Origin of the sequence: Desulfocapsa sulfexigens DSM 10523 (genome assembly GCF_000341395.1) — a bacterium.
In the GTDB taxonomy this organism is placed as follows: domain Bacteria; phylum Desulfobacterota; class Desulfobulbia; order Desulfobulbales; family Desulfocapsaceae; genus Desulfocapsa; species Desulfocapsa sulfexigens.
Genome location: NC_020304.1, coordinates 3709980 through 3733049, shown reverse-complemented (window position 1 = coordinate 3733049; position 23070 = coordinate 3709980). Strand labels below are relative to the sequence as shown.

The window sequence follows — 23070 nt, the reverse complement described above, 5'->3', positions numbered from 1 at the left end:
GAGTTTCATCATGCCTCAAGAAGTTGCAGAACCAGTTTAAGAACTTCCCGGTGGACGGTCTCTATGGTTCCCGATGCGTTAATACGTCTGATATAGGGAAGGTTCAGTAATTCAAACTGTTGAGCCACCTTTTTTAGATACCCCTCTTTTTCAAAATCATTCTGGGTGTCACCGCGGTTTTGAGTAATACGTTTAACCCCGATGGCGATGGGAGCATGGAAAAGAATGGCAAGATCAGGGACAGGTGCAAAACTGTTACGGTTCAGGATCATGGATGGTTCGAGTCCTGCTGCCCCCTGGTAGGCAATGGTCGAGAGATAGTAGCGGTCACAGAGAATGATTTTTCCATCATGTAATGCTGGCCTGAGGAAGGACTCAACATGTTCCTGTCTGTCGGCCAGAAAAAGATTGAGTTCCTCCTCGAGACTTACGTTTCCGCGATCACTATACAACTCTCGAATCTGTTGTCCATATTTACCATCCGTTGGTTCACGGGTGGAGACAACAGCCAAGCCTTTTTCCTGGAGAGCCTTGGCTAAAAGCTTCAGTTGGGTTGATTTTCCTGTACCATCTGTCCCTTCAAAAACAATGAGGCGGCCGGGTTCGTTTGGAGATGTCATATGGTGTCGAGTTGCGTTCTATTATGAATTATTTGAGTTGCAAGCGCAACAGCTGCAGCAAGGCTTGATGGATCCGCGATGCCTTTTCCTGCAATATCATAAGCGGTGCCATGATCGACCGATGTCCTGACAATGGGTAGACCAAGAGTAACATTTACACCATCTTTGAAATGGAGCAGTTTGAAAGGGATAAGTCCCTGATCATGATACATACAGACAACAGCATCATACTCACCCTGAGCTGCCTTAAAGAAAATTGTATCAGGCGGAAAAGGACCGTGCAAGACAATGCCTTCTTTTTGGCCTGCTTCAATGGACGGAATTATGATTTTTTCCTCTTCATTACCAAACATACCACCTTCACCGGCGTGTGGGTTAAGGGCGGCCACTGCCAGTCTGGGGGCGGGGATGTTGAAATCAACGTGAAGGCTTTTGTGAGTGGTCCGGTAGAGATTGAGGAGTAAGTCTTTGTTGAGTAGTCCGGAAACCTGAGCGATACCGCAGTGAATGGTAGCAAGCGTCACTCGAAGAGTGTTTCCGGCAAGCATCATCACCTGGTTTCCTGAGGCTGTGAGCCTGGCTAGCATCTCAGTATGCCCAGGGTAGAGGTGTCCACTCTTCTGAAGTGCTTCCTTGGAAATCGGACAGGTACAGAGGCCTGACAACCAGCCTTCCTTGATCCCTTTGACTGCGGAGATGATGGCAGATGCCATGGCGATAGCAGTCTCTTTGGTGAATTTTCCTGGTTGAATCGAATTTTTACTGAGTTCTGATGTCTCGTAAACAGGGATAATGTTTTGACCTGCTGGAATAGCATCTCCTGGCAGCCACGGTATAATAGTACAGTCGATGGCTAGTCGTTGGGCATAGACGTTAAGAACGTTTTTGTCGCCAACCACAATGCAGGGGAATTGCATGGGATTTTGGGGTTGGGTGAAATATTTCAGAATGATTTCAGGGCCGATACCGGCGGGACATCCCATTGTGATAGCTAATGGTATCATGATTACTTACTGTTGAAATTTAACAAAAGTTGCCGGTTGCTTCAAAACAGTTGGTAAGGTGTTCGATTTGGGGATTTCCATCAGGAACCATCATAATGGAAATGACATCAAAACGCACCGCTGCTTCAGTTAATTTGTTACGTGTCATGTAATCCAATGCTGTTCTGCTGATCTGTGCCTGTTTTCTCTGGGTGACGGCCTCAAATGGGTGTCCAAAATGGAGGCTCTTTCGTGTTTTTACTTCAACAAAGACAAGCGTATTCTCGTGACGGGCAATGATATCAATTTCTCCTGATTTCTGCCTGTAGTTTCGTTGGATTATTGTATACCTATTTTTTTTAAATAGGTCACGGCAAGGTCTTCTCCATGTTTTCCAAGGCTGATACGTTCTTTAGACAAATTCCTTCACCCCTCTGAATGTCACGCGATGATGGGGAGTGATACCATGGGATGAAATGGCCGAGCGGTGCTCTCTTGTAGGGTAACCCTGGTTTTTAATGAAATTGTAGTGAGGGTATTTGCTGTGCAGTTCAGCCATGATTCTATCACGGGTAACCTTTGCAACAATAGAGGCCGCAGCAATGGAGGCCGATCGTGTTTCACCCTTGATTAATGGCTGTTGGGGCGTTCGCGTGGGGATAGGAAATTTTCCATCCACAAGAAGGAAGTCGGGTACAACCTTTAGTTTTGTAAGTTCATTCACGCCACGTTTCATGGCAAGGAGTGAGGCCTGCAAAATATTAATTTTGTCTATGATTTTATGAGAGACAATACCAATACCAATGTGAGCAGGTATTTCATAAAGATACTCAAAGAGTAGCTGACGTTTCTTCGGAGTGAGCTTTTTAGAGTCGATAAAGAGGGAATGCTGGCAGTTTGAAGGGAGTATCACTGCTGCGGCAACGACAGGTCCTGCCAGAGGGCCTCGACCAACCTCGTCGAGCCCTGCAACAACAGGATAGCCCTGTTGTTGCAGAGTTCGTTCGAGAAAATAATTATCGTCCCGGGGAGGATCAAACAGAGCCAGAAGTGAATCCGGTAGCTGTTTGAAAGACGAGATTTTCTTTTTGGGCGTATTCGTTTTAACGCACAATGCCGCGCTCGCGGATACGTGCAGCTTTACCACGTCTCCCACGAAGGTAGTAGAGACGGGATTGACGAACTCGTCCACGGCTTACAACTTCAATTTTTTCAATACGAGGATTGTGCAGTGCAAATGTTTTTTCCACACCAACACCGTGGGATATCTTGCGAACGGTGTAGGATGCACCCATGTTTGCTTTTTTGCGTTTTATAACTACGCCTTGAAAGATCTGGACACGCTCTTTTGCACCCTCAATAATACGAATATATACTTTAACCGTATCACCGGGACGAAAATCTGGGTGATCCTGACGCATCTGTTCCATTTCAATTCTGTCAATAATTGTGCTCATGATATTTTCCGTTGTTTATCAATAATGATGCTGCTTTATGCAGCTGCTCATATATGTAATGTAAATAAAATTAACCTTCTTTCATACACCGAGGAGCCGATCAAGTATGATCGATACTGCCGAGCGTACAGAGAGATGATTGTAGCCACTATTCGCGCCAACAGGAGGGATACAGTAATCTGTTGTCTCCATAACCTCCGGGGCAAGTCCATGCGCTGTTCCAAAGAGAAGGAGTAAGGATTCTTTCGCTCTGATCCTGGCACGAACATCTGTATAACTTAACGTCTTTTCCTGAGTCCTGGCGCTTGTCGAAAGCAGTAGAGGTTTATGGCCACGTTTTTCAGTAACCATTTCAACCACTCGTTCAAGACTGTCAGCAAGGGTGACAAGTTCAAGGGCTTCCTTTCGAGCAGGGTTGTATTTCGCACCATGACCACTATCCCAGTGTTCAAGTATCTCAGCGACCAGTTTATGCTGGTCCTCATAGGGTGTGACGATATAGTAGTTGTCCACACCGTATGTTTTGCCAGCCCGTGCAATATCATGGATATCGAGATTGGTTACGGCTGATCCGATAATCTCGCCAACCTTATTGACTACGGGGTGGTGAACAAGAACAATGTCTAACCCGCTCTGGTTTGTCTTCATTGTTCTTGCAACGCTTTTATTATATCATAAAGCTGATGTTTGCGAAGCAATTTTGCTTCTATCCTGCTGAATGATCCAAACTCTTTTCGCAATAAATCAGGCCTGCGATCCAGAGTCCTTTTAACGGACTCTACAAAACGATACTCTTCAATTTTGGCATGATCACCTGAAAGCAATATTTCAGGAATTTCTCTACCTTCAAAAACTCTTGGCCGTGTGTATTGAGGGTGCTTCAATAATCGTCGGCTGAAGGTATCTTTTTTGGCAGAATCAGCACATCCTAAAACACCTGGTAACAATCTGGTCACGGAGTCAATAATGACCATGGCTGCAAGTTCTCCTCCGGTGAGAATATAGTCACCAATGGAGAGTTCATCATCAACACTTGCACTTCTGAAGCGTTCATCCACTCCTTCATAACGGCCACAAACCAGGATAAGATGCTTTTCGCGACTGAGTTCCCTGGCAATTTCCTGAGTGTACTGTCTGCCCTGTGGACTGAGGAGTACAACCCTGCCTGATTCGTTTTTCTGGTTAACCGAAGCAAGAGCAGCACTGAGCGGTTCTGGCTTCATCACCATACCTTCACCACCTCCAAATGGCCGGTCATCGGTCATGGAGTGTCTGTCCGTGGCAAAGTCTCGAATATTAGTTATTTCTATATGCACCTGATCTGCTTCGCGTGCCCGACGAATAATTGCTTCATTCAGCGGTGATTCAAGCAAATCAGGAAAAATTGTCAGTATATCAAAGATCACGGGGAACAGCCCCCTTAATATCCTCTCCCGAGTTTATTTCAATCAGGCCTGGCGGTGGGGCTATGATCAGGTACTTCTTATTCTTTTCCGTGATCATTCCGGGAATAAGAGGTATCAGCACCTCATTTCTACCTGACTTTACAACCAGGAGATCCTGTGCCCCGTTGTTGGAAAAGGCCTCTACCGTTCCAACAATGCTTCCCTCCGTTGTCCGCACCTCAAGTCCCTCAAGCTCATGAAGATAAAACTCATCGGCGTCTGGGGTTGGAAGATCTTCTTTGCATACAAGTACTCCCATACCGCAAAGTGCTTCGGATTGGTTTCGGTCAGACACTCCCTCAAGTGAAACAATTGCGTCCCTGTTCCCAATACGTGCCTGAACAACCTGCATAGGAGTAATCAGACCATCCCTTGAAACCAGTATGAGTTTTTTGTGCCGGGTAACGCTTTGCAATTCTCCGGAGTAGGCATGCATCTTCAACTCACCCTTGATGCCATGAGCCTTAGTTACCTTACCAATCAACACATACTTCTCTTTTTCAAAGGGAAAGCTGTCAGCCATTTTCCAGGAGTTATTCCAGAATGTTGAGGCGTGACTTTTTGTCTTCCTTGCCTGCAGCAGCAGAAAGCAGGGAACGCATAGCCCTCGCTGTTCTGCCCTGTTTTCCGATCACCTTTCCAAGATCCTCTTTGGCTACAACCAGATCAACCAGAATAGTATCATCTTCCTCAGTGACAGTTACCTGTACATCATCCGGCTTATCTACCAGAGATCTGGCGATAAAGGAGATCAGTTCCTGCATAATCGGTTACTCGGCCACTGGAGCTTTCTTGAGAATACTCTTTACAGTTGTTGTTGGCAGGGCACCTCTTCCGAGCCAATCCTGAAGCTTGGTATTGTCAAGTTTGATCGCGACAGGATCCGTGAGAGGATCATAGGTTCCGATCACATCAAGAAATTTGCCATCACGTTTGCATTCAGCATCCGCGACAACGATACGATAAAATGGTTTCTTCTTTCTGCCAAGTCTTGTTAAACGAATTCTAACTGCCATTCCGGATATATCCTCAGGTTTATGTGGAGCACGTAAGCTGGCCCCATGAATATGGCATTATGCCATCTTCTCTATTATTATCTTCGCATGCCCTTCGGCACTTTTCTCCGCTTCTGTCCGGTTACGAGACCCGGCTTTCCACGCATCTTTTTCATCATCTTAAGCATTGCCGAGTAGCTTTTAATAACCCGGTTGACTTCTGTAACAGTTGTTCCAGATCCAGCGGCAATACGTTGTCTGCGACTGGCATTGATGATTTTATAACTTTGACGCTCTTTTTTTGTCATGGAGCGGATGATGGCTTCAGTCTTTGCCAGTTCCTTCTCGTCCGGCTTTGGAGCGTCTTTTAATTGCTTAAGCTTGTTGATGCCTGGTATCATCCCCATGATCTGGTCAAGGGAACCCATTTTTTTAATCTGTTGGATTTGATCCAGGAAATCTTCAAGGGTAAAGGTGGATTGCCTGAGCTTTTTAGCGAGCTTTTCAGCCTTCTTTTTGTCAACTACAGCTTCAGCTTTCTCAATAAGAGTGAGAACGTCACCCATACCAAGGATTCTTGAAGCAATACGATCGGGATGGAAAACTTCCAGAGCATCAAGTGCTTCCCCGATACCCACAAATTTGATCGGCTTACCAGTGACACTTTTAATGGAAAGGGCGGCACCACCACGGGCGTCACCTTCCATCTTGGTGAGCACTACACCGCTTATTTCCAGATCCTGATTGAACTTTTCGGCGACAGTTACCGCATCCTGGCCTGTCATCGAATCGGCAACAAAGAGAATCTCGGAGAGTTGGATTGCACTCTGGATCTCTTTGAGTTCACCCATCAGGGCTTCATCAACGTGCAGTCGACCTGCAGTATCGAATATAAGGGTGTCATAACCTTTCTGTCCTGCCACGGTCATTGCCTGACGACAGATCTCAACCGGTTTCATATCGGTGGTTGACGGATGAACAGGAATATCCAGTCGTTCTCCTAACACCTGAAGCTGGTCAATTGCCGCTGGTCGATAAATGTCAGCCGGCACAAGATAAGGCTTTCTTCCTTTTTCTTTTAATATCTTTGCAAGTTTTCCGGATGTGGTGGTCTTACCAGATCCTTGAAGACCTGTCATCATGATGGTTACGGGTTGGCGACCATCAAGACGAATCTGTTCGGTTGTACCGCCAAGAAGTTCAACCAGCTCATCGTGGACAATTTTAATAACCTGTTGTCCAGGGGAGAGTGTCTTGGTAACTTCAAGGCCAACGGCCTTTTCACTGACTTTGGCAATGAAATCCTTAACGACTTGAAAGTTAACATCTGCCTCAAGAAGAGCCATACGTACTTCCTGCATGGATTCTTTGATATTCTCTTCAGTGAGTTTGCCGGTGCCACGAAGTTTTTTGAAAACACCTTCCAGCCGGTCTGTCAGATTGTCAAACATATCAGTTTTTTTACTTGCCGTTGTTTAGTTGGTAATAGATCGAAAATATTACCAATAAAAGTATTTTATTAGTCTTTCAGGTGACTCATTCCGTTTTCTTTTGGAATGGAGTAGCTGAAAACATGATAGAAAAACAAAGAAAAATACTTAATAAAAAATATTCTGTCAAGCTGCGAACGGAGTTGAGTCAAAAAAAATAGATATTTGGAATGAATTTCCGGGTTGTGCATGTTGCTGAATGGATTGTCAGGTTCAGGTAGAGGAGCTTGTTTTTGAAAATAGCTCAAGGATTTTTTCTATTTTAGCTGCTATTTGTGCAATTGCCTTAGCTGCAGGAGAATCTGGGTAAAGCTCACATACGGGGATATATGCCTTCAATGCATCCTTGATTGCGGTGTCTTCGGGGATTTCACCGAGTGAAGGGATATCGATTCCAAGATATTTGGCCACCAATTGTTTGAGTTTTTTCTTGTTTACCTTGGTGTTTTGAATATCCCTGTTAATAACCAGCAAGGGATGAAAGTAATGCAATGCCTGCTGGGCCTTTTTTTTTGCCCCGGGTTGTGTTGATTCTGCAAGTGCAAAAACTTCAGCCAGTGAAGAAAAGTTTTGTTTTTTTAAAGTATTTCCAACATCGCTGTGAGAGAGAAAGCTTCCGAGTACCTTGCGGATGGTCGCCAATTGCAGAAAACTATAGAAATCCATTATCGAGGTTGGTTCTGGTAGAGTAACACAGATTTGTATATCGCCAGACATGAAAAAATCGAGGGTGTGGTAGCTTGCTCCAGCACCAACATCCAGAAGAACAACATCTGCATCAAGAGCAGATATGCTACGCAGGAGGCGCTGCTTTTCCTGATAACTCATATTTGCTGTTTGCAGGGTGTTGCCGGTTCCGGGGATGATCTGGAGACCATTAAAGGCATACAGGGTATGAACGACATCTTTAAGTGTGTCAACCTTACGATTCAGGAAATCCGTAATGGTGTGTTTAGGTTCAAAGAGGCCGAAAAGGATGTGGGCATCGGCACCACCGATGTCAAGATCAACGAGACACACCTTCTTTCCACTTCTGGCGAGGAGGAATGCAAGATTGCAGAGAAGCATCGTCTTGCCGGTACCTCCTTTTCCGGAGCCTATGGAAATGGTGACTGTCATATATCTGGTTGTTGGTTGGTTACGAAATTTGTTAAACTTCTATGGTTTCTTTTTACGATTACTGCGAATGCCATATATAAGCTTTGCTGATTTAAGCATTGAACCCAGATTTGTCTGACTGTCCAGGGGGGCGCTCCATAGTTGCCAGCCTTCTTTAGAACTGAGGATGATTTTACCGTTTTTCACCGTAAGTATGCATTCAGCGAGTAAATCGTCATTATCCTGCTGAAGAGTGGGGGGAGCAGTTTCCGGTTTTTTTTTATGTTGGATACAGGACGAGCAGAGTTCAGATGTATTGTTTCCAAAAAGATTGAGCACCCCTCCGCAGTCTTTACAGAATTGCATCTATCACTCTTTGTTGAATCTAATTACAGATTGCATGGTATTCTCACTCTAAGCTTGGTTTTCTTTTTCTTTTCGGTAAGCTGTGAGAAATTGTTTAGCAAATGAGCAGTTTTAGTTGTTTCTGACATGCAAAGCACAGAAGCGACTGAGTGACTGTGCCTCACAGCTACCTGGCATTTTTTATGTATCTTGAAAATTACGGCAGCTGGAAACTGAGATTATTCCTGTGGAGGCTGGTCTTGCTTACAGAAAGGACAGGTTTTCGCTTTCTTGGGGAGTCTCTTTCGGCAGGAAGAGCATCGTTTCAATTGAGGGATGAGGTTGAATATTGCAATTAACATCACAAGACCGCCAAGAATTAGCGGGAGAGGGGAGGTAGCTACGTCACTGTCGTAATTCTGGAGTCCCGAAATTACAGCTATAAGTCCAACAAGAAAGGCAATAACTCTAAAAAACATGGTGGCTCCCTGTTTTATGTGTGTCTGAACATAATAAGCTACTAACAAAAAAACCACTTACAGTTAGCCTGTAAGTGGTTGATATGACTGGTCGGAACGAGAGGATTTGAACCTCCGACCACTTGTCCCCCAGACAAGTGCGCTACCAGGCTGCGCTACGTTCCGAAATTCGATACTTTCTACCACGGAGGAAAGAGGCTGTCAATAAATGGTCGACAGTGAATGTGGCTTTGCTACTCTTTTTCCTGTAAAATATTTTTAACGACCAGGAGCTCTTTCTTTATTGTTTCAAGGTGGTTTGTTGCATGTGTTACCTTTGCAACAAATGGGGCTTCACTCTTTTCTGAAAGAAATTTTTTTGCCCCTGCCAGGGTGTAGCCCTGTTCGTGAAGAAGGGTCTTAATCAACAGAATAATTTCAACATCATTGCGTTTGTATAGCCGTTGATTTGAGTTGGCGCGTTTAGGTTGTATTTCTTTAAATTCGCTTTCCCAGTATCTGAGAACATGGGGAGCCACAGAGGCGAGTTTACTGACTTCACCGATTTTGAAATAAAGCTTGTCGGGGATTTCTGGGCTCATTCAGGTACTGATTCTCCCATAGAATAAATTATTCGTTAACCTGTTCCCGCATCTTTTTACTGGGACGAAAAGAGATCATTTGTCTCTGTTTGATAGTAATAGTCTCACCTGTTCGTGGGTTACGCCCACGACGTGGTTGCTTGTCCCGAACATTGAATGTGCCAAAATGGACGAACTTAATTGACTCACCCTCGAGTAGTCTGTCCTTCATTCTATCCAGAAATGCATCAATCAACTCTGAACAGGTGCTCTGGGAGTATCCAAGTTGGGTAGTAAGTGCTTCAGCCAGTTCCTTGCGGGTAAGATTACCTTTGTTCATATCAACCTTCTCTCAAACTTCCATTGAATCTGGAGGTCAGTGAATTAATAATTTTGGTATGTGATTTATTAACATTTTTCTCTGTCAGTGTCTTTTTCGGTGAGCGGTAGGTCACAGAGACAGCAACACTTTTCATTCCAGCATCAAGTGGTTTTCCTTGGTATACGTCGAAAATTTCACAATGTTCAATAAAATCTTCCTTGCTCTCACGTATGGTGTCAAGAAGGTCGCCTGCCCTGACAGAAACCGGTACAAGAAGAGCGATGTCTCTTTTAACAGAAGGAAAAACAGGTAATGATGAAAAGTTTTTAGCTGCAGCTTTTAAACTGCAAAGCATCTCAAAGTCAATATCAATGAAGAATATATCCTGTTTAATGCCAAAGTGTTTGGCGATTTCAGGTAGAAGTCTTGCGAGTTTGCCTACAGGTCCATTCTCAGAATCCAATATAAGACACTGTGAAGGATCAGCGTAGGATTCCAGTTCTGACTCTTCAGGGGTACGAAGTGTGACACTGTTTGAGCCACAGCCGTGAAGACGAATTTTTTCAAGAAGGAGCTCTGTTGTACCTTTGGCATCAAAGATATCGACTCCGTCTTCGCTGCTGTACAATGAGGCTGTCTGACCGGAACGCCTTCCAGACAGAATACAGGTGAGCCGTTCTTTTTCAATGGGCTGTTCATTTTTACCCTGAGGAGTGAACACTTTTCCAAATTCAAAAAGTTTGACAGCATTGTTTTGAAAGTTGATGTTTCGCTTCAGGTTCTCAAGGAGTCCGGGGAGAACCATCGTACGCATAACAGACTGTTCTTCACTTAATGGATTGAGCAGTCTGACTTGCGCTCGTCTGCTATCTTCAGCTGTGAGCTGCATCATGGAGATATGTTTTTCAGTGACAAAGCTGTAGTTAATTGCCTCTGAAAATCCTATATCAGCGAGCAGATTTGAAATTTGAGCTCGAAGCTGTCGTTGAGAATTCTGTTCTGGGTAACTGAGTTTGACGGTTGGCAGGCTGGTTGGAATATTGTTATAGCCAATAAGCCGTGCTACCTCTTCAATCAGATCAACTTCACGTTCGATATCTATTCTGAAGGTAGGAGGGTTGACCCAGATGGTGTCTGCGTCTTTAGGCTTACAGCGAATGCCTATGGACTGGAGCACATCGGCTATCCTGTCATAGTCAAGTTTAATGCCTAGAAGTGATGATGTCTTTGAAATGCGCAGTTTTAATGAGTTGAGTGGACAGACGCCTCCGTAATAATCGATGCCTCCATCAACTGCCTTACCTCCCGCTACTTCACAAAAGAGGGAGACTGCTCGTTCCATGGCAGTAACACAGCCACCTGGATCAACCCCACGTTCAAAACGATAGGATGCCTCCGTGGCAAGTTTAAGTCTGCGGGCAGTACGACGAACGGATATGGCATTAAAACAGGCGCTTTCCAGAAGGATTGAGGTGGTGCTGTCACTCACTTCTGAATTCATTCCACCCATGATACCGGCTATTGCTATGGGCTCTTGGGCGTCACAGATCATGAGCATGTCAGGTTCAAGTGTTCTTTGCTGGCCATCGAGAGTGGTAAATGTTTTTTCCTGATTTTTGGGATGACGGACAATAATCTGTCTGCCTGAAAGCTTGTCATAATCAAAGGCATGGAGTGGCTGTCCGTATTCCATCATGACAAGATTTGTAATATCTACCACGTTGTTAATAGGGCGCATCCCAACGGATAGAAGACGCTTGCGAAGCCACCATGGAGAAGGAGCAATGGTAACATTTTTGATGAGTTTTGCGGCATAGCGGGGACTGTAATCAGAACTTTCAATATCAACTGAAAAGTGTTCATTGGAGTGATTGAGCGTTGCCGATTCCACTGGTAGTTTGAGCTGATTTCTCGTAATACCAGCCACCTCCCTTGCTATTCCGATAACCGAAGCACAATCGGGGCGATTCGGGGTCAGGTCGACTTCAACCAGCAGATCGTCCATGCCAAGGGCGGCAAGTAAGGAAAGGCCATGTTCAGTATCAGCTGGCAATTCCATAATACCAGAGTGAGAATCCCCTAATCCAAGCTCTTTTTCGGAACAGAGCATGCCTGAGGATTTCACACCACGAACTTTAGAAGCCTTGATCTTTGTTCCGTCGGGCATCACAGTGCCGACAGGTGCCAGGGCAGTGACCAAATCTTTACGGGCGTTGGGGGCGCCGCAAACAATCGATAAGGTTTCGTCGCCTGCTGCTACTTCACAAATTTGCAGTTTGTCAGCATTTGGATGAGGTTGCACTGAAAGTATTCTAGCCGTTTTTAATGGCTGTAGTTCAGGGAACAGGGGGGTGACACTGTCGACCTCAAGACCTAACATGGTAAGGTGTTCCGAGAGAGCTTCCGGACTCAGGTCTCCGGTGTCAACGTATTCTTTTAACCAATCAAGGGTAAACTTCATGGGATGTCTCTAATGTATAAAACAGCTTTGAACTGATGATTGTAAATCTGAAAACTGGAAATCAGCCAGCAGAGATGTCTTCAAAATTATTTTTATGGGGAAGCCGGAAAACATTATATTACGTTTTAAAATTGGGAGAGAAAACGGAGATCATTTTCATAATAGAGACGAATGTCGTCAATACCGTATTTCAGCATGGCAATTCGTTCTATACCAAGGCCAAAAGCAAATCCACTGTATACCTCAGGATTATATCCGACCATCTTGAATACTTCGGGATCTATCATTCCGGCACCAAGAATTTCCAGCCAACCTGTGCGCTTGCATACTCGACAGCCCTTGCCATCGCAAATAACACAGGCTATGTCAACTTCTGCACTTGGTTCGGTGAAGGGAAAAAAGCTTGGACGGAATCTGAGTTCAAGATCTTTGTCAAACATTTTCTGGGTAAAGATGGTGAGGACACCCTTGAGATCTGCAAAGGACACATCACGATCAACAAGGAAGCCTTCCACCTGGTGAAACATTGGAGTGTGAGTGATATCAGAATCACAACGATATACCTTGCCGGGTGCAATGACCCGAAGAGGCGGTTGTTGTGTTTCCATAATTCTGGCCTGCATGGGAGAAGTATGGGTCCTCAGAAGGATTGAATCACTTACGTAAAAAGTGTCATGCATATCGCGGGCCGGATGATGGGCCGGGATATTGAGTGCTTCAAAATTATAATGATCATGTTCAACATCTGGCCCTTCGGCAACTGAAAAGCCAAGGCCTTCAAAGATAGAACAGACTTCACTCATGATCTGGGTGACGGGATGGAGTTTGCCTGTTTCAGGTCTGCGTCCAGGAAGTGTGAGATCGATAGCATCATTCCGGGCAGGGGAGCCACCACTGTCAGCAGTCAGGGCACGTTGTTTATCATCGTACAGCGCTTCAATTGCTTTTTTTGCACCGTTGGCAATTTGCCCAAGGCGTGGTTTGTCTTCCTTAGAAACCTTCCCCAGCCCTTTCATTATTGATGAAAACTGCCCCTTTCTTCCGAGGAAACGAATACGAAATTCTTCGAGTTGAGTGCTGTTTTCAATAGCAGCCAGTTCTTCCGTTGCCTGGGTTTGTAAATTGATGATTTTTTCCTGCATGATCGATCTTTTAAAAGAGGTGCACGTTAAAAAAGTATGCCGGTTCCAAAAAAAAATTGAAACCGGCACAGTGTGAATATCTGAACGATACCGTCTCGAGTTATGTCTCGACGGTATGACGTGGCAGAAAAAAAGTCTTAGGCGTTTGCCGTTTTGGCAAGATCCGCAACTTTGGTGAAGGCCGGGGCGTCAAGAATGGCCATATTGGCAAGAACTTTACGATCTAGCTCAATGTTAGCTTTTTTCAATCCACTGATAAATCGGGAATAGTTCATTCCGTTCATCTTAACACCAGCACTGATTCGGGTGATCCAAAGACGACGAAAGTCACGTTTTTTATTACGTCGGTCACGGTATGCATATCCGAGGGCCTTATCAACCGCTTCAGTAGCAGTGCGGAAAAGACGGGATTTTCCACCTCGGTAACCTTTAGCTAGTTTAAGAACTCTATTTCTTCTTCTGCGGGCTTTAAATCCCCTTGTAACGCGTGGCATCTTAATACTCCTTTAAAATCAGAGGTGATGTTCCTCTTCTGTTCTATAAGTTTTTTATTCTTTTATCCGTTCCTGCTTTCCAGTTTTGGAGAAGGCCTACAGGTAGGGTAAAATCCTTCTGATTGATGGCACATTTGACGAATCAACAATGCCGGATTTACGGAGATTACGTTTTCTCTTCGTGGATTTTTTGGTCAGGATATGGCTGGTAAAAGCCTTGGAACGTTTAATCTTTCCGGAACCAGTTTTAGAGAAACGCTTAGCAGCTCCTCGATTAGTTTTCATTTTAGGCATTGTAATTACTCCTTATCCTGTATCAGGGGATTCACTTTAATATGCTTTTTTATTCGTTTTTTATTATTGCTGCAATTAGCTCTTTGGACCGACAAACATGACCATTTGGCGACCTTCCATTGTGGGAGGCTGTAAAATAACTGCATCGTCCTCAAGGTATGACGCAATTTTATTCATCGCTTCCAGACCAACAGTTTGACAGTAGACAATTTCACGTCCACGGAAACGCATGGTCAGCTTTACTTTATTCTTCTGACTCAGAAATTTCTTGATATGTTTTATCTTGAAATTCAAATCATGTTCTTCTGTTTTTGGCCGAAACTTAATTTCTTTGGTTTCAACAGTGGTCTGTTTTTTCTTCGCATCCTGCACCTTCTTTGCCTGCTCATACCTGAACTTGTCAAAGTTCATAATCCTACATACGGGCGGGCTTGCATTTGCCGAAATTTCTACAAGATCCAATCCTTCATCGTAGGCCTTTTCAAGTGCTTCTGCTGCGCTGAATATTCCTAGCTGGGAACTATCACTTCCAATGAGACGGACTTCTTCATGCCGAATTTCATCATTGGTTTTTACTTTTATCTCACGCTGAACCGGGGCTCTTTTTCCTCGACGTTTAATATTACTACCTCCTGAACTAGGAATTGCAATTGATCATCTCAAGATATGATGACTTTAAAATGATCGTTTTGTTACCTTATAAAAAAAAATGAATTTGTTGCTTTAAATGCCGCGTCCTTCCAGACATTCTTCCGCCACTTTTCTGGCAAAGTCGTCAATGGTTACATCGGCTATATTGTCTCCATTACGCAGTCTAATGGTTACTGTATTACAGTCTTTTTCCTTGTCACCGATAATCAGCATATACGGTATTTTTTCCATCTGCGCCTCTCTGATCTTATAATTCAGCTTCTCATTGCGCAAATCTTTTTCTACCCGGACACCTGCTTTACGAAGTCTGTTGTATACCTCGTCACAATAGTCTGCTTGGGCATCGGTGATATTCATGATCCTTGCCTGTGTCGGGGCAAACCAGAGAGGAAAAACACCGGCGTAGTGTTCAATGAGAACTCCAATAAAACGTTCAAGAGATCCCATTAGAGCACGGTGAATCATGATAGGCTGATGCTTTTGATTGTCGCTTCCTGTGTAACTCATCTTAAAGCGTTCAGGAAGGTTAAAATCGACCTGTATGGTGGAACACTGCCAGGAGCGTCCCAACTGGTCTTTGATTTTGATATCAATTTTGGGACCGTAAAAGACACCTTCACCTGGGTCAAGCTTGTACTCCAGACCTTTCTTTTCGAGAGCAAGTTTCAGGGCTTCAGTAGATTTTTCCCAGTTTTCATCTGATCCGACATATTTATCGGGCCGTGTCGAGAGATAGATGTCATACTCGTCAAAACCAAAAGTCTTGAGGATTTCAAGATTCAGGTCAAGAATGTTGAAAATTTCATTCTCAAGTTGGTCGGGCATACAGAAGATATGAGCGTCATCCTGGGTAAATCCACGTACGCGAAGCAAACCATGCAGGGCACCGGCGCGCTCATAGCGATAGACGGTACCGAGTTCGCACCAGCGAATGGGAAACTCGCGGTAGCTTCTTTTGTTGCTGTTGTAAATGCCGATATGAAATGGGCAGTTCATCGGCTTTAGTTGATAGCGGACATCATCTATATCCATGCCTGAGTACATGTTCTCAGCGTAAAAATCCAGATGACCAGATGTTTTCCAGAGATCCTGTCGTGCAATATGCGGAGTATAGAGAAGGTCGTAATCGTTACGGTAATGGGCTTCTTTCCAGTAATCTTCTATAAGTTTACGGAGAAGCGCACCCTTCGGTTGCCACAGAACAAGACCAGGACCGATTTCATCCTGCATGGTGAACAGTTGTAGTTCTTTTCCAAGTTTACGGTGATCTCTTTTTTTTGCCTCTTCCAACATGTTGAGGTGCTTCTTCAGCGCCTTTTTATCAAAAAAGGCAGTTCCGTAGATGCGCTGCAGCATGGTATTTTTTTCGTCACCACGCCAATAAGCACCAGCCACTCGTAGCAGTTTGAAGGAGGTGATCAAGGAGGTGTTTGGGACGTGTGGTCCCCGACAAAGGTCAGTAAAGGATCCTTGCTGGTACAGCGTGACTGATTCACTGTCAAGATCCTGGATCAGTTCAACTTTATATTTTTCGCCTTCTGCCTGAAAGCGTTCGATTGCTTCGGAACTTTTGAGTGTGCTTTGAGTAAATGGCAAAGCCTTTCTGACAATTTCTGTCATTTTGGCTTCAATCTGTTCAAAATCTTCCGGGGTGAATGGTTCACTGCGCTCAAAGTCATAGTAAAAACCATCGTCAATAGCAGGACCAATGGCGACCTTGACGTCAGGGTACAGCTCTCGAACTGCCTCGGCCATCACATGAGCCGTGGAATGACGCAGAATTGCCAGGGACTCATCAGAGCCTATCTGTATCAGGCCGAGGGATGCGTCGTTGTATAATGGAGTAGAGAAGTCAAGAATCTGGTCGCCAAGAGTTACGGCAACAGTTCTCTTTCGTTGTTTGTTTGACAGCAACTCAGAAAGAGCCTCTCCCACAGTGGTGGCAGCTGGCATTTCAACTGTTTCCCCATTTTCTATGGCAATTGTAATGTTGGTCATAAGTAAGGTCTTTATATAAAAAGCAAAGGCTAAAATTCATACGGGAAGCAGCAGTCCGTATAAAATTTAGCCAGGTCATTCTGGTAGGCGCGGGCGGTTTCGAACCGCCGACTTCCACCATGTCAAGGTGACACTCTCCCACTGAGTTACGCGCCTGATTAATGTTCTCTTTGTCTGAATTTTGTTTTTCTATAAGTAAAAGAGAAAGTACGAACAGTGTCAAATACCAATATATAGTGCTTCTGTCAAGAAAAAATAAGTAGGATTAGAGGTGAAAGGAAGGAGGAAATCAGCGTGTTTTACGTCTGCTTTCAATGGCTCTTGCAAGGGTGTGTCTGTCGGCATATTTTATGTCCATTCCCATGGGAATTCCACAGGCAAGGCGCGTGAGGAGAACCGGTTTCTTTTGCAGTCTGTCTATTAGGTAGTTTGCTGTGGCTTCACCTGGCACTGTTGAACTGGTGGCTATAAAAACTTCCTTGACAACACCGGATGTGAGGCGTGCTTCAAGTTCTGCAATTTTAATTTCGGTTGGTCCGATTCCGTCCATCGGGGCAAGGACTCCATGAAGGATATGGTAATGGCCGAGATAGACACCTGCTTTTTCCATGGCGAGAAGGTCACCCGATTGTTCAACAACACAGACAAGCGAAGGATCACGTTTGGGGTCTCCACAGATTGCACAGGGGTCACTTTCTGAAAAAGTAAAGCAACTAGAGCAAAGTTGTATGGAACCATGGAGATCGTTTAAAGCTCCTGCCAGTTCCCGTGCTTCGCCTGCCGGCCGCCTGAGGATGTTAAGGGCGAGGCGCGCTGCTGTTTTTTTTCCAATTCCCGGAAGTTTTGTAAGATCCTGAATTAATCGATCCAATGCCGGGGGGATTACCTGTGGAGACATAGTGTACTTAGGCTTGAAGGGGACGGTTGAAATGATCGAACAGGATGGAGCTGACCTTATGAGAAAATGTTGGAAATACCAGGGATATTCATACCCCCTGTGAGCTTAGCCATTTCTTCCTTGCCAATAGCCTTCACCTTACGCAGAGCATCATTTGTTGCTGCAGTGATGAGATCCTGAAGCATCTCTTTTTCATCAACAGTTATGATCTCTTTTTCAATTTCAATAGAGAGAATTTCGCTTTTGCCGTTGGCTGTAACGGTGACCATCCCGCCACCAGCAGTACCGGTTGCTGTTTTTGTTTTCAACTCTTCCTGAATAGTGGCCATCTTTTGCTGCATCTGTTGAGCCTGTGCCATAATGCTGTTCATATCCATAACTGTACCTTTGCTAATTGCTAATTAATATTTTGCGTTGTTGAACACAGAGAGTCTGTTTGAATTCCACGATAAGAATTCATAATTGCTCTGGCAAGTATTATCTGCTTCTGGGGCCGACCCGGATGTCACCAATCTGGCCATTAAAGATTTCAGTGGCCATAAGGACCAGTGGATCGTTAGCAAGCTTCTGTCTCAGTCTGTGAGGGCTGTCAAGAGCATCCGGATCCTTTCCTTCAACTTTATCCGGTGTGATAAAACGGAGCTTCAGATCCTTCTGGAAGAAGTCGAGGATAAATTCAGTAAGGAGTTTTATATTATCCTTTTGACAAAGCAGAGCGCAGTTTGCCTGATCTGCAAAGCGCAGATGTAACTCTCCGTCAACCTCAAGGACCCTTTCAGTCCGCTGTAAATCCTGTGCCATCCACACTTTTCTATCTTTTACATGCTCAATAAATCCTGGCCAGTCTCGTCGGACGTCGCGCTGGTGCGGATGGGGGACAGGTCTTGTTTTACTATGTGGTGGCGGGGCGGGGCTTTCCTGAGGAGGTGGCGGTTGTTCTTCAGGTGGTGGAGGAGTCGGTACGGATTGTGTGGGGGCAGATACTGTTTTTTGAATTGCTAGCTTCACTTTGTCGCCAACTCCAGAATGCTCTGACTCTACTGCTAGCTGTTCAGGGATTTTTTTTTTCGCTACAGGAGGAGCTGGCATTGACTGAGGTGCTGAAGTTCCCTTCAGAAGGGAGTTGAGCTTGTCGAGAATGTCGACAACTGGCACCACATCGGAGGATTGAATGATTTTCAGGAATGTACTTTCAAGAGTAAGTCTTGGCTGGGAGGAATAACGCATCTCCTCCACTCCCAGCATGAGCAGGTTGAGCTTCATGTGGATAGTGTTATGGCTATGCGTATCAGCCAGTTCTCTGTAGATGGTAAGTTCCCGTGGCGGAATATCAAGCAGTTCCTGACAGCCATCAATTTTACAAAGAATAAGAGTGCGAAAGGAAACGAGCAGGTCAGAGGTGAACCGTTTCAGGTCTACCCCAAAGGAAAATGTTTCTTCCAGGGCATGAAGTGCAGTCCCAGGGTCTTTATTCAGCAATGCTCCGGTTATGGCGAAGATGAGGTCACGTGATACCAGACCCAGAACCTGAATAACATCATCGACCGTGATGTTTTTTTCACCATAGGAGAAAACCTGATCCAGCAGGCTGAGGCCGTCACGAACAGAGCCTTCGGATTCCCGAACAATAAGATCAAGGGCTGCATCTTCAATAGCAACCCCTTCATCTTCTGCTAATTTCAAGAAATGACCATGCAGAGCATCAGCTGAGACACGCTTTAATTCATAGCGCTGGCATCGGGAAAGAATTGTGATGGGGATTTTATGTAATTCAGTGGTGGCAAACATGAAGAAGACGTGATCGGGCGGCTCTTCCAAGGTTTTCAACAGGGCATTGAAGGCCTCTGTAGTGAGCATATGGACTTCATCAATAATAATGATCTTATATTTAGACGAAGTAGGGAGAAAACGAATTTTCTCTTTAAGCTCACGAATTTCCTGAATGCCACGGTTGGAAGCACCATCGATTTCGTAAAGATCAAGGGATGATCCGGTGGTTATTTCAGTGCAGGATTGGCAGCGGTTACAAGGATTGCCATCTGATTTCTGCTCGCAGTTAATTGCTTTTGCCATGATGCGGGCCAGGGTGGTTTTTCCGACACCGCGTACGCCGGAAAAAAGTATTGCGTGGGCGATTCGATTTCTGACAATACTGTTCATCAGAGTTTTTACAACCGGGATTTGGCCTACAACCTGATTGAAATTCTGGGGACGTGATTTTCTGGCAAGAACCAAATAGGACATAAAACAGACCTACCTAGAAGAATAGATAAGAAAACCGAGACTAGCAAGTAAGTCAGTACTCAGTATTGACGCGACAGGTTTTACTTTTTTGTACGATAGGACAAAAACGGATAAAACCGACATGTGATGTTGCAAGTAAAAGATGATAGCCGGGACCCTGCAACACATCGAGGGGGTCATTACCGTTGCTTCCTTCCAGACCTGGCGGAGTTCATGATCCTCAATTGTACAGGACCCGACTATCAAAACGAAATTTCAGATTGATTGAAGGTTGGGTGGGAAAATTTGACCTTTAACTATCAGACCTGCTGTCCACCTGCTCCTTCTGTGAAGCTCTTATACACAACCAGAATGATAGCGTCAAGAGTATTTAAACTTATAAATCTGTTATTCGGCAATATCTATACAAGGCTTCCGGTAGGACTTTGGGCCAGGAAAAGAAAGTTCCATGGTTGTTTCAAAAATTGACTCTCTAAAATAATTAACATATCATCAACCTTAACAGCAGAACCGAATCAACTGCTCTATCTTTATTTCTGGAGTTCATTATGTTTTTGCAGTTTAGGAAAATTTGTAATCTCTATGGGTTGCTTCTTCTGTTTTTAGTATTTGGCGTTCCTTGCTCGGCTGAGGCTCTGGTCACAGGGGATATTGGAGAATCCATAAATCAGAAGAAAGTGACAACTGACCATGGTGGTATGTTTACCGAAGAAGAGCAAATCTTCCTCTCAACCAAAAAACAGATAACCATGTGTGTGGATCCTGATTGGATGCCCCTCGAAAAAATTGAAAATGGTCAGCATGTGGGAATGAGTGCTGACTATTTTACCCTGATAGAAGAAAAGCTTGGTATTCCCGTTGTTCTGGTGCCGACCCAAACCTGGAGCGAAAGTATTGAATATGCCAAAACAAGGAAGTGTGATATTTTTTCTCTGGCTATGGCAACCCCGGAGCGTCTCACATATATGGATTTTACAGTTCCGTATCTGTCAATCCCTCTCGTGCTGGCAACTCGGAATACAGAACGGTTTATTGCTGATCTTACCTCTGTTCAGGATGAACTGCTTGGTGTTGTGAAGGGCTATGCCTTTGGTGAACTTTTACGCAGTAAATATCCTGAAATGCAAATTGTTGATGTTGCGTCTGTCGATGAGGGGTTAAGGCTTGTTAATCGGGGTAAAATTTATGGGTTTATCGGTACGTTGGCCACGGTGAGCAGCACTATTCAGAAAGGTTTCTCGGATGAGCTTAAAATCGTCGGAAAATTTGATGAACGATGGGAGCTTGGGGTTGCCACCAGAAATGATCAACCGATTCTGCTCTCTATCTTTAATAAAGTCATTAATAGCCTTGACAAAAGAGAGCATCAGCAGATCTTAAATCGCTGGATATCAGTTAAATACGAAAAAAGTTTTGATTATAGGCTGTTCTGGCGTATTTTCCCTTTTATTGCTATTGGAGTACTGTTTTTGCTGTTTCGCTATTATACCCTTGGAAAATATAACAGAGAACTGAAAGAGCAGAATATCGAAATCTTAAGGCAGGGTGCACTTCTCAAGAAAACTGAGGAGAAACTTCTTTTGACTCAGTATGCAGTCGATTCGTGTGCGTATCCCATTATCTGGACCAAGAATGCTCCGCTTCTGGAAGATACAAGAATTATACATGTCAATAATGCGGCAGCCAATATACTGGGCTATAGCAAGACAGAATTACTGTCACTCGGTATTCATAATATTGATGTGAATATAACGGAAGCCAACTGGCCGCCTGCTAAAAAATCGTACTCTGTTCGAACAAACTATCGGCGCAAAGATGGGAGCCTTTTCCCGGTGGAGTTATATTTAAGCTATTTTGAATACCAGGGACAATCATATTATTTTGCATTCTTCACGGACATCAGCATACAGAAAAAAATGGAAGACCAGCTGCATCGTTCCCTGAAGATGGAGGCCGTTGGCATGATGGCCGGAGGGGTGGCCCATGATTTGAATAATATCCTTTCGGGGATCGTGAGTTATCCGGAGTTATTGCTTTTGAAACTCCCGCCGGATAGCGAGCTGAGAAAGCCTCTTCAGTTAATAGAAGACTCGGGTAAACGTGCGGCGGCTATGGTTGCTGATATGCTGACCGTTGCAAGAGGTGCGGCAGCAGTCAGGGAACCTGAGAATCTGAACAGCCTGATTGAATCATACTTTAATTCCCCCGAATATAAGGAGCTGCTCTCACATCATGAGGGAGTGGTGTGTGAAAGAGAGCTTGAACCGGATCTTCTGAACATATCCTGTTCTGCCGTTCATATACGAAAATGTATTATGAATCTTGTTGCCAACGCAATGGAATCATTAGAAGATGATGGTGTTGTGAAAGTAACGACCTGCAATGTTTATATAGATAAGCCGGTGGCTAAAGAACAATATATGGCGAAAGGGGAATATGTTAAGTTTACCATCGCAGATACGGGAAAAGGAATTTCAGAAAGTGACCTGAAACATATTTTTGAGCCTTTTTACACCAAGAAAGACATGGGAAGAAGTGGGACGGGGCTTGGTTTGACCGTTGTATGGAATAGTGTGCAGGATCATAATGGTGTTATTACGGTGGAAAGCAACTCCAGCGGGACCACCTTTTCCCTCTATTTTCCTGCAACGCGAGAGAATCTGCTTGAACAGATTGAAAGCATGGACCTTGAAGGACTTGTCGGTGATGGTGAGCATATTCTCATCGTTGACGATGAACCACTACAGCTTCATATTGCACAGCAGATGTTGAGTGCCCTGGGATACCGGATTTTCACCGCCAGTTCAGGTGAAGAGGCTATCCAACACCTTAAAGAAAACAGGGTTGACCTGATGCTTCTTGATATGATTATGGAGCCAGGTATTAACGGGTATGAGACATTCCTCCGGTCGATTGAGATTCAGGCTGACCTGAAGGCAATAGTGGTAAGCGGGTTTTCCGAAAATAATGAAGTGTATAAGGCCCAAGCGTTGGGGGCTGGAGTACTTGTTCGCAAGCCGTATGGTATGCAGCAGATAGGAAAGGCGGTTAGGCAGGCGCTTGCTTGAGGTTGGATGGTCGGGATTGTGGGACA

General features: G+C 44.6%; 25 protein-coding genes, 2 tRNA genes, 1 other RNA gene and 1 pseudogene. 1 reads left to right on the top strand and 28 read right to left on the bottom strand.

Annotated elements, in window-relative coordinates; all coding sequences use genetic code 11:
- Nucleotides 1-8: 8 nt before the first annotated feature.
- From tmk to ffs, 28 genes and pseudogenes are all read right to left on the bottom strand, one after another.
- On the bottom strand, nt 9-620 hold the full coding sequence (gene tmk / locus UWK_RS16665; protein ID WP_015405560.1) for a dTMP kinase: 612 nt from the start codon (nt 618-620) through the stop codon (nt 9-11).
- Nucleotides 617-1624, bottom strand: coding sequence for a 4-hydroxythreonine-4-phosphate dehydrogenase PdxA (gene pdxA / locus UWK_RS16660; protein ID WP_041916461.1), 1008 nt, complete (start codon nt 1622-1624; stop codon nt 617-619). The genes tmk and pdxA overlap by 4 nt, the downstream gene beginning before the upstream one ends.
- 19 nt (nt 1625-1643) lie before the next feature.
- Nucleotides 1644-2023, bottom strand: a pseudogene (locus UWK_RS19165) (YraN family protein).
- Nucleotides 2016-2717 (bottom strand): ribonuclease HII, encoded by a 702-nt coding sequence (locus UWK_RS16655; protein WP_015405558.1) that lies wholly within the window; start codon nt 2715-2717, stop codon nt 2016-2018. Before UWK_RS16655 ends, UWK_RS19165 begins: the two are co-directional and overlap by 8 nt.
- Nucleotides 2707-3060 carry a 50S ribosomal protein L19 gene (rplS, locus tag UWK_RS16650; RefSeq protein WP_015405557.1) on the bottom strand — a complete coding sequence of 118 codons (354 nt, stop codon included), beginning with the start codon at nt 3058-3060 and terminating at the stop codon, nt 2707-2709. The genes UWK_RS16655 and rplS overlap by 11 nt, the downstream gene beginning before the upstream one ends.
- Nucleotides 3061-3141: 81 nt before the next feature.
- Nucleotides 3142-3708: an RNA methyltransferase gene (locus tag UWK_RS16645; protein WP_015405556.1), complete on the bottom strand. Its 567-nt coding sequence runs from the start codon at nt 3706-3708 to the stop codon at nt 3142-3144.
- Nucleotides 3705-4466: a tRNA (guanosine(37)-N1)-methyltransferase TrmD gene (gene trmD / locus UWK_RS16640; protein ID WP_015405555.1), complete on the bottom strand. Its 762-nt coding sequence runs from the start codon at nt 4464-4466 to the stop codon at nt 3705-3707. The genes UWK_RS16645 and trmD overlap by 4 nt, the downstream gene beginning before the upstream one ends.
- Nucleotides 4456-5028 carry a ribosome maturation factor RimM gene (gene rimM, locus UWK_RS16635; protein ID WP_015405554.1) on the bottom strand — a complete coding sequence of 191 codons (573 nt, stop codon included), beginning with the start codon at nt 5026-5028 and terminating at the stop codon, nt 4456-4458. Before rimM ends, trmD begins: the two co-directional genes overlap by 11 nt.
- A 10-nt stretch (nt 5029-5038) precedes the next feature.
- Nucleotides 5039-5272: a KH domain-containing protein gene (locus UWK_RS16630; protein WP_041916460.1), complete on the bottom strand. Its 234-nt coding sequence runs from the start codon at nt 5270-5272 to the stop codon at nt 5039-5041.
- Between the two features lie 3 nt (nt 5273-5275).
- Entirely contained in the window at nt 5276-5521 is a 246-nt protein-coding gene (gene rpsP, locus UWK_RS16625) for a 30S ribosomal protein S16 (RefSeq protein WP_015405552.1), read from the bottom strand.
- 77 nt (nt 5522-5598) lie between these two features.
- A complete protein-coding gene (gene ffh / locus UWK_RS16620; RefSeq protein WP_015405551.1) occupies nt 5599-6951 on the bottom strand; it encodes a signal recognition particle protein in 1353 nt (450 codons plus the stop codon).
- A gap of 252 nt (nt 6952-7203) precedes the next feature.
- Nucleotides 7204-8109, bottom strand: coding sequence for a MinD/ParA family ATP-binding protein (locus UWK_RS16615; RefSeq protein ID WP_015405550.1), 906 nt, complete (start codon nt 8107-8109; stop codon nt 7204-7206).
- A gap of 39 nt (nt 8110-8148) precedes the next feature.
- Complete coding sequence (locus UWK_RS16610; RefSeq protein ID WP_015405549.1) at nt 8149-8454, bottom strand: hypothetical protein; 306 nt, start codon at nt 8452-8454, stop codon at nt 8149-8151.
- Between the two features lie 218 nt (nt 8455-8672).
- Entirely contained in the window at nt 8673-8912 is a 240-nt protein-coding gene (locus tag UWK_RS16605; protein ID WP_015405548.1) for a hypothetical protein, read from the bottom strand.
- An 88-nt stretch (nt 8913-9000) separates the two neighbouring features.
- Nucleotides 9001-9077 (bottom strand) — tRNA-Pro (locus tag UWK_RS16600).
- Between the two features lie 68 nt (nt 9078-9145).
- Nucleotides 9146-9493, bottom strand: coding sequence for a MerR family transcriptional regulator (locus UWK_RS16595; protein WP_015405547.1), 348 nt, complete (start codon nt 9491-9493; stop codon nt 9146-9148).
- A 28-nt stretch (nt 9494-9521) separates the two neighbouring features.
- On the bottom strand, nt 9522-9812 hold the full coding sequence (locus UWK_RS16590) for an integration host factor subunit alpha (protein WP_015405546.1): 291 nt from the start codon (nt 9810-9812) through the stop codon (nt 9522-9524).
- Nucleotide 9813: 1 nt separating this feature from the next.
- A complete protein-coding gene (gene pheT / locus UWK_RS16585) occupies nt 9814-12255 on the bottom strand; it encodes a phenylalanine--tRNA ligase subunit beta (RefSeq protein WP_015405545.1) in 2442 nt (813 codons plus the stop codon).
- 125 nt (nt 12256-12380) lie between these two features.
- A complete protein-coding gene (pheS, locus tag UWK_RS16580) occupies nt 12381-13397 on the bottom strand; it encodes a phenylalanine--tRNA ligase subunit alpha (protein ID WP_015405544.1) in 1017 nt (338 codons plus the stop codon).
- Nucleotides 13398-13534: 137 nt separating this feature from the next.
- Nucleotides 13535-13891, bottom strand: coding sequence for a 50S ribosomal protein L20 (gene rplT / locus UWK_RS16575; RefSeq protein ID WP_015405543.1), 357 nt, complete (start codon nt 13889-13891; stop codon nt 13535-13537).
- Between the two features lie 96 nt (nt 13892-13987).
- Nucleotides 13988-14185, bottom strand: coding sequence for a 50S ribosomal protein L35 (rpmI, locus tag UWK_RS16570; RefSeq protein WP_015405542.1), 198 nt, complete (start codon nt 14183-14185; stop codon nt 13988-13990).
- A 75-nt stretch (nt 14186-14260) separates the two neighbouring features.
- A complete protein-coding gene (gene infC, locus UWK_RS16565; protein WP_041916459.1) occupies nt 14261-14767 on the bottom strand; it encodes a translation initiation factor IF-3 in 507 nt (168 codons plus the stop codon).
- A gap of 141 nt (nt 14768-14908) precedes the next feature.
- Complete coding sequence (gene thrS / locus UWK_RS16560) at nt 14909-16834, bottom strand: threonine--tRNA ligase (protein ID WP_015405540.1); 1926 nt, start codon at nt 16832-16834, stop codon at nt 14909-14911.
- Between the two features lie 81 nt (nt 16835-16915).
- Nucleotides 16916-16990, bottom strand: a tRNA-Val gene (locus tag UWK_RS16555).
- Between the two features lie 133 nt (nt 16991-17123).
- Nucleotides 17124-17732 (bottom strand): recombination mediator RecR, encoded by a 609-nt coding sequence (gene recR, locus UWK_RS16550; RefSeq protein WP_015405539.1) that lies wholly within the window; start codon nt 17730-17732, stop codon nt 17124-17126.
- 56 nt (nt 17733-17788) lie between these two features.
- Complete coding sequence (locus UWK_RS16545) at nt 17789-18109, bottom strand: YbaB/EbfC family nucleoid-associated protein (protein ID WP_015405538.1); 321 nt, start codon at nt 18107-18109, stop codon at nt 17789-17791.
- 100 nt (nt 18110-18209) lie between these two features.
- Nucleotides 18210-19976: a DNA polymerase III subunit gamma/tau gene (gene dnaX, locus UWK_RS16540; RefSeq protein WP_015405537.1), complete on the bottom strand. Its 1767-nt coding sequence runs from the start codon at nt 19974-19976 to the stop codon at nt 18210-18212.
- Between the two features lie 144 nt (nt 19977-20120).
- Nucleotides 20121-20217: signal recognition particle sRNA small type (gene ffs, locus UWK_RS18830), an RNA gene on the bottom strand.
- A gap of 307 nt (nt 20218-20524) precedes the next feature.
- Between ffs and UWK_RS18800 the strand changes: the two genes are divergently transcribed.
- A complete protein-coding gene (locus UWK_RS18800; protein WP_015405536.1) occupies nt 20525-23044 on the top strand; it encodes a transporter substrate-binding domain-containing protein in 2520 nt (839 codons plus the stop codon).
- Nucleotides 23045-23070: the final 26 nt, after the last annotated feature.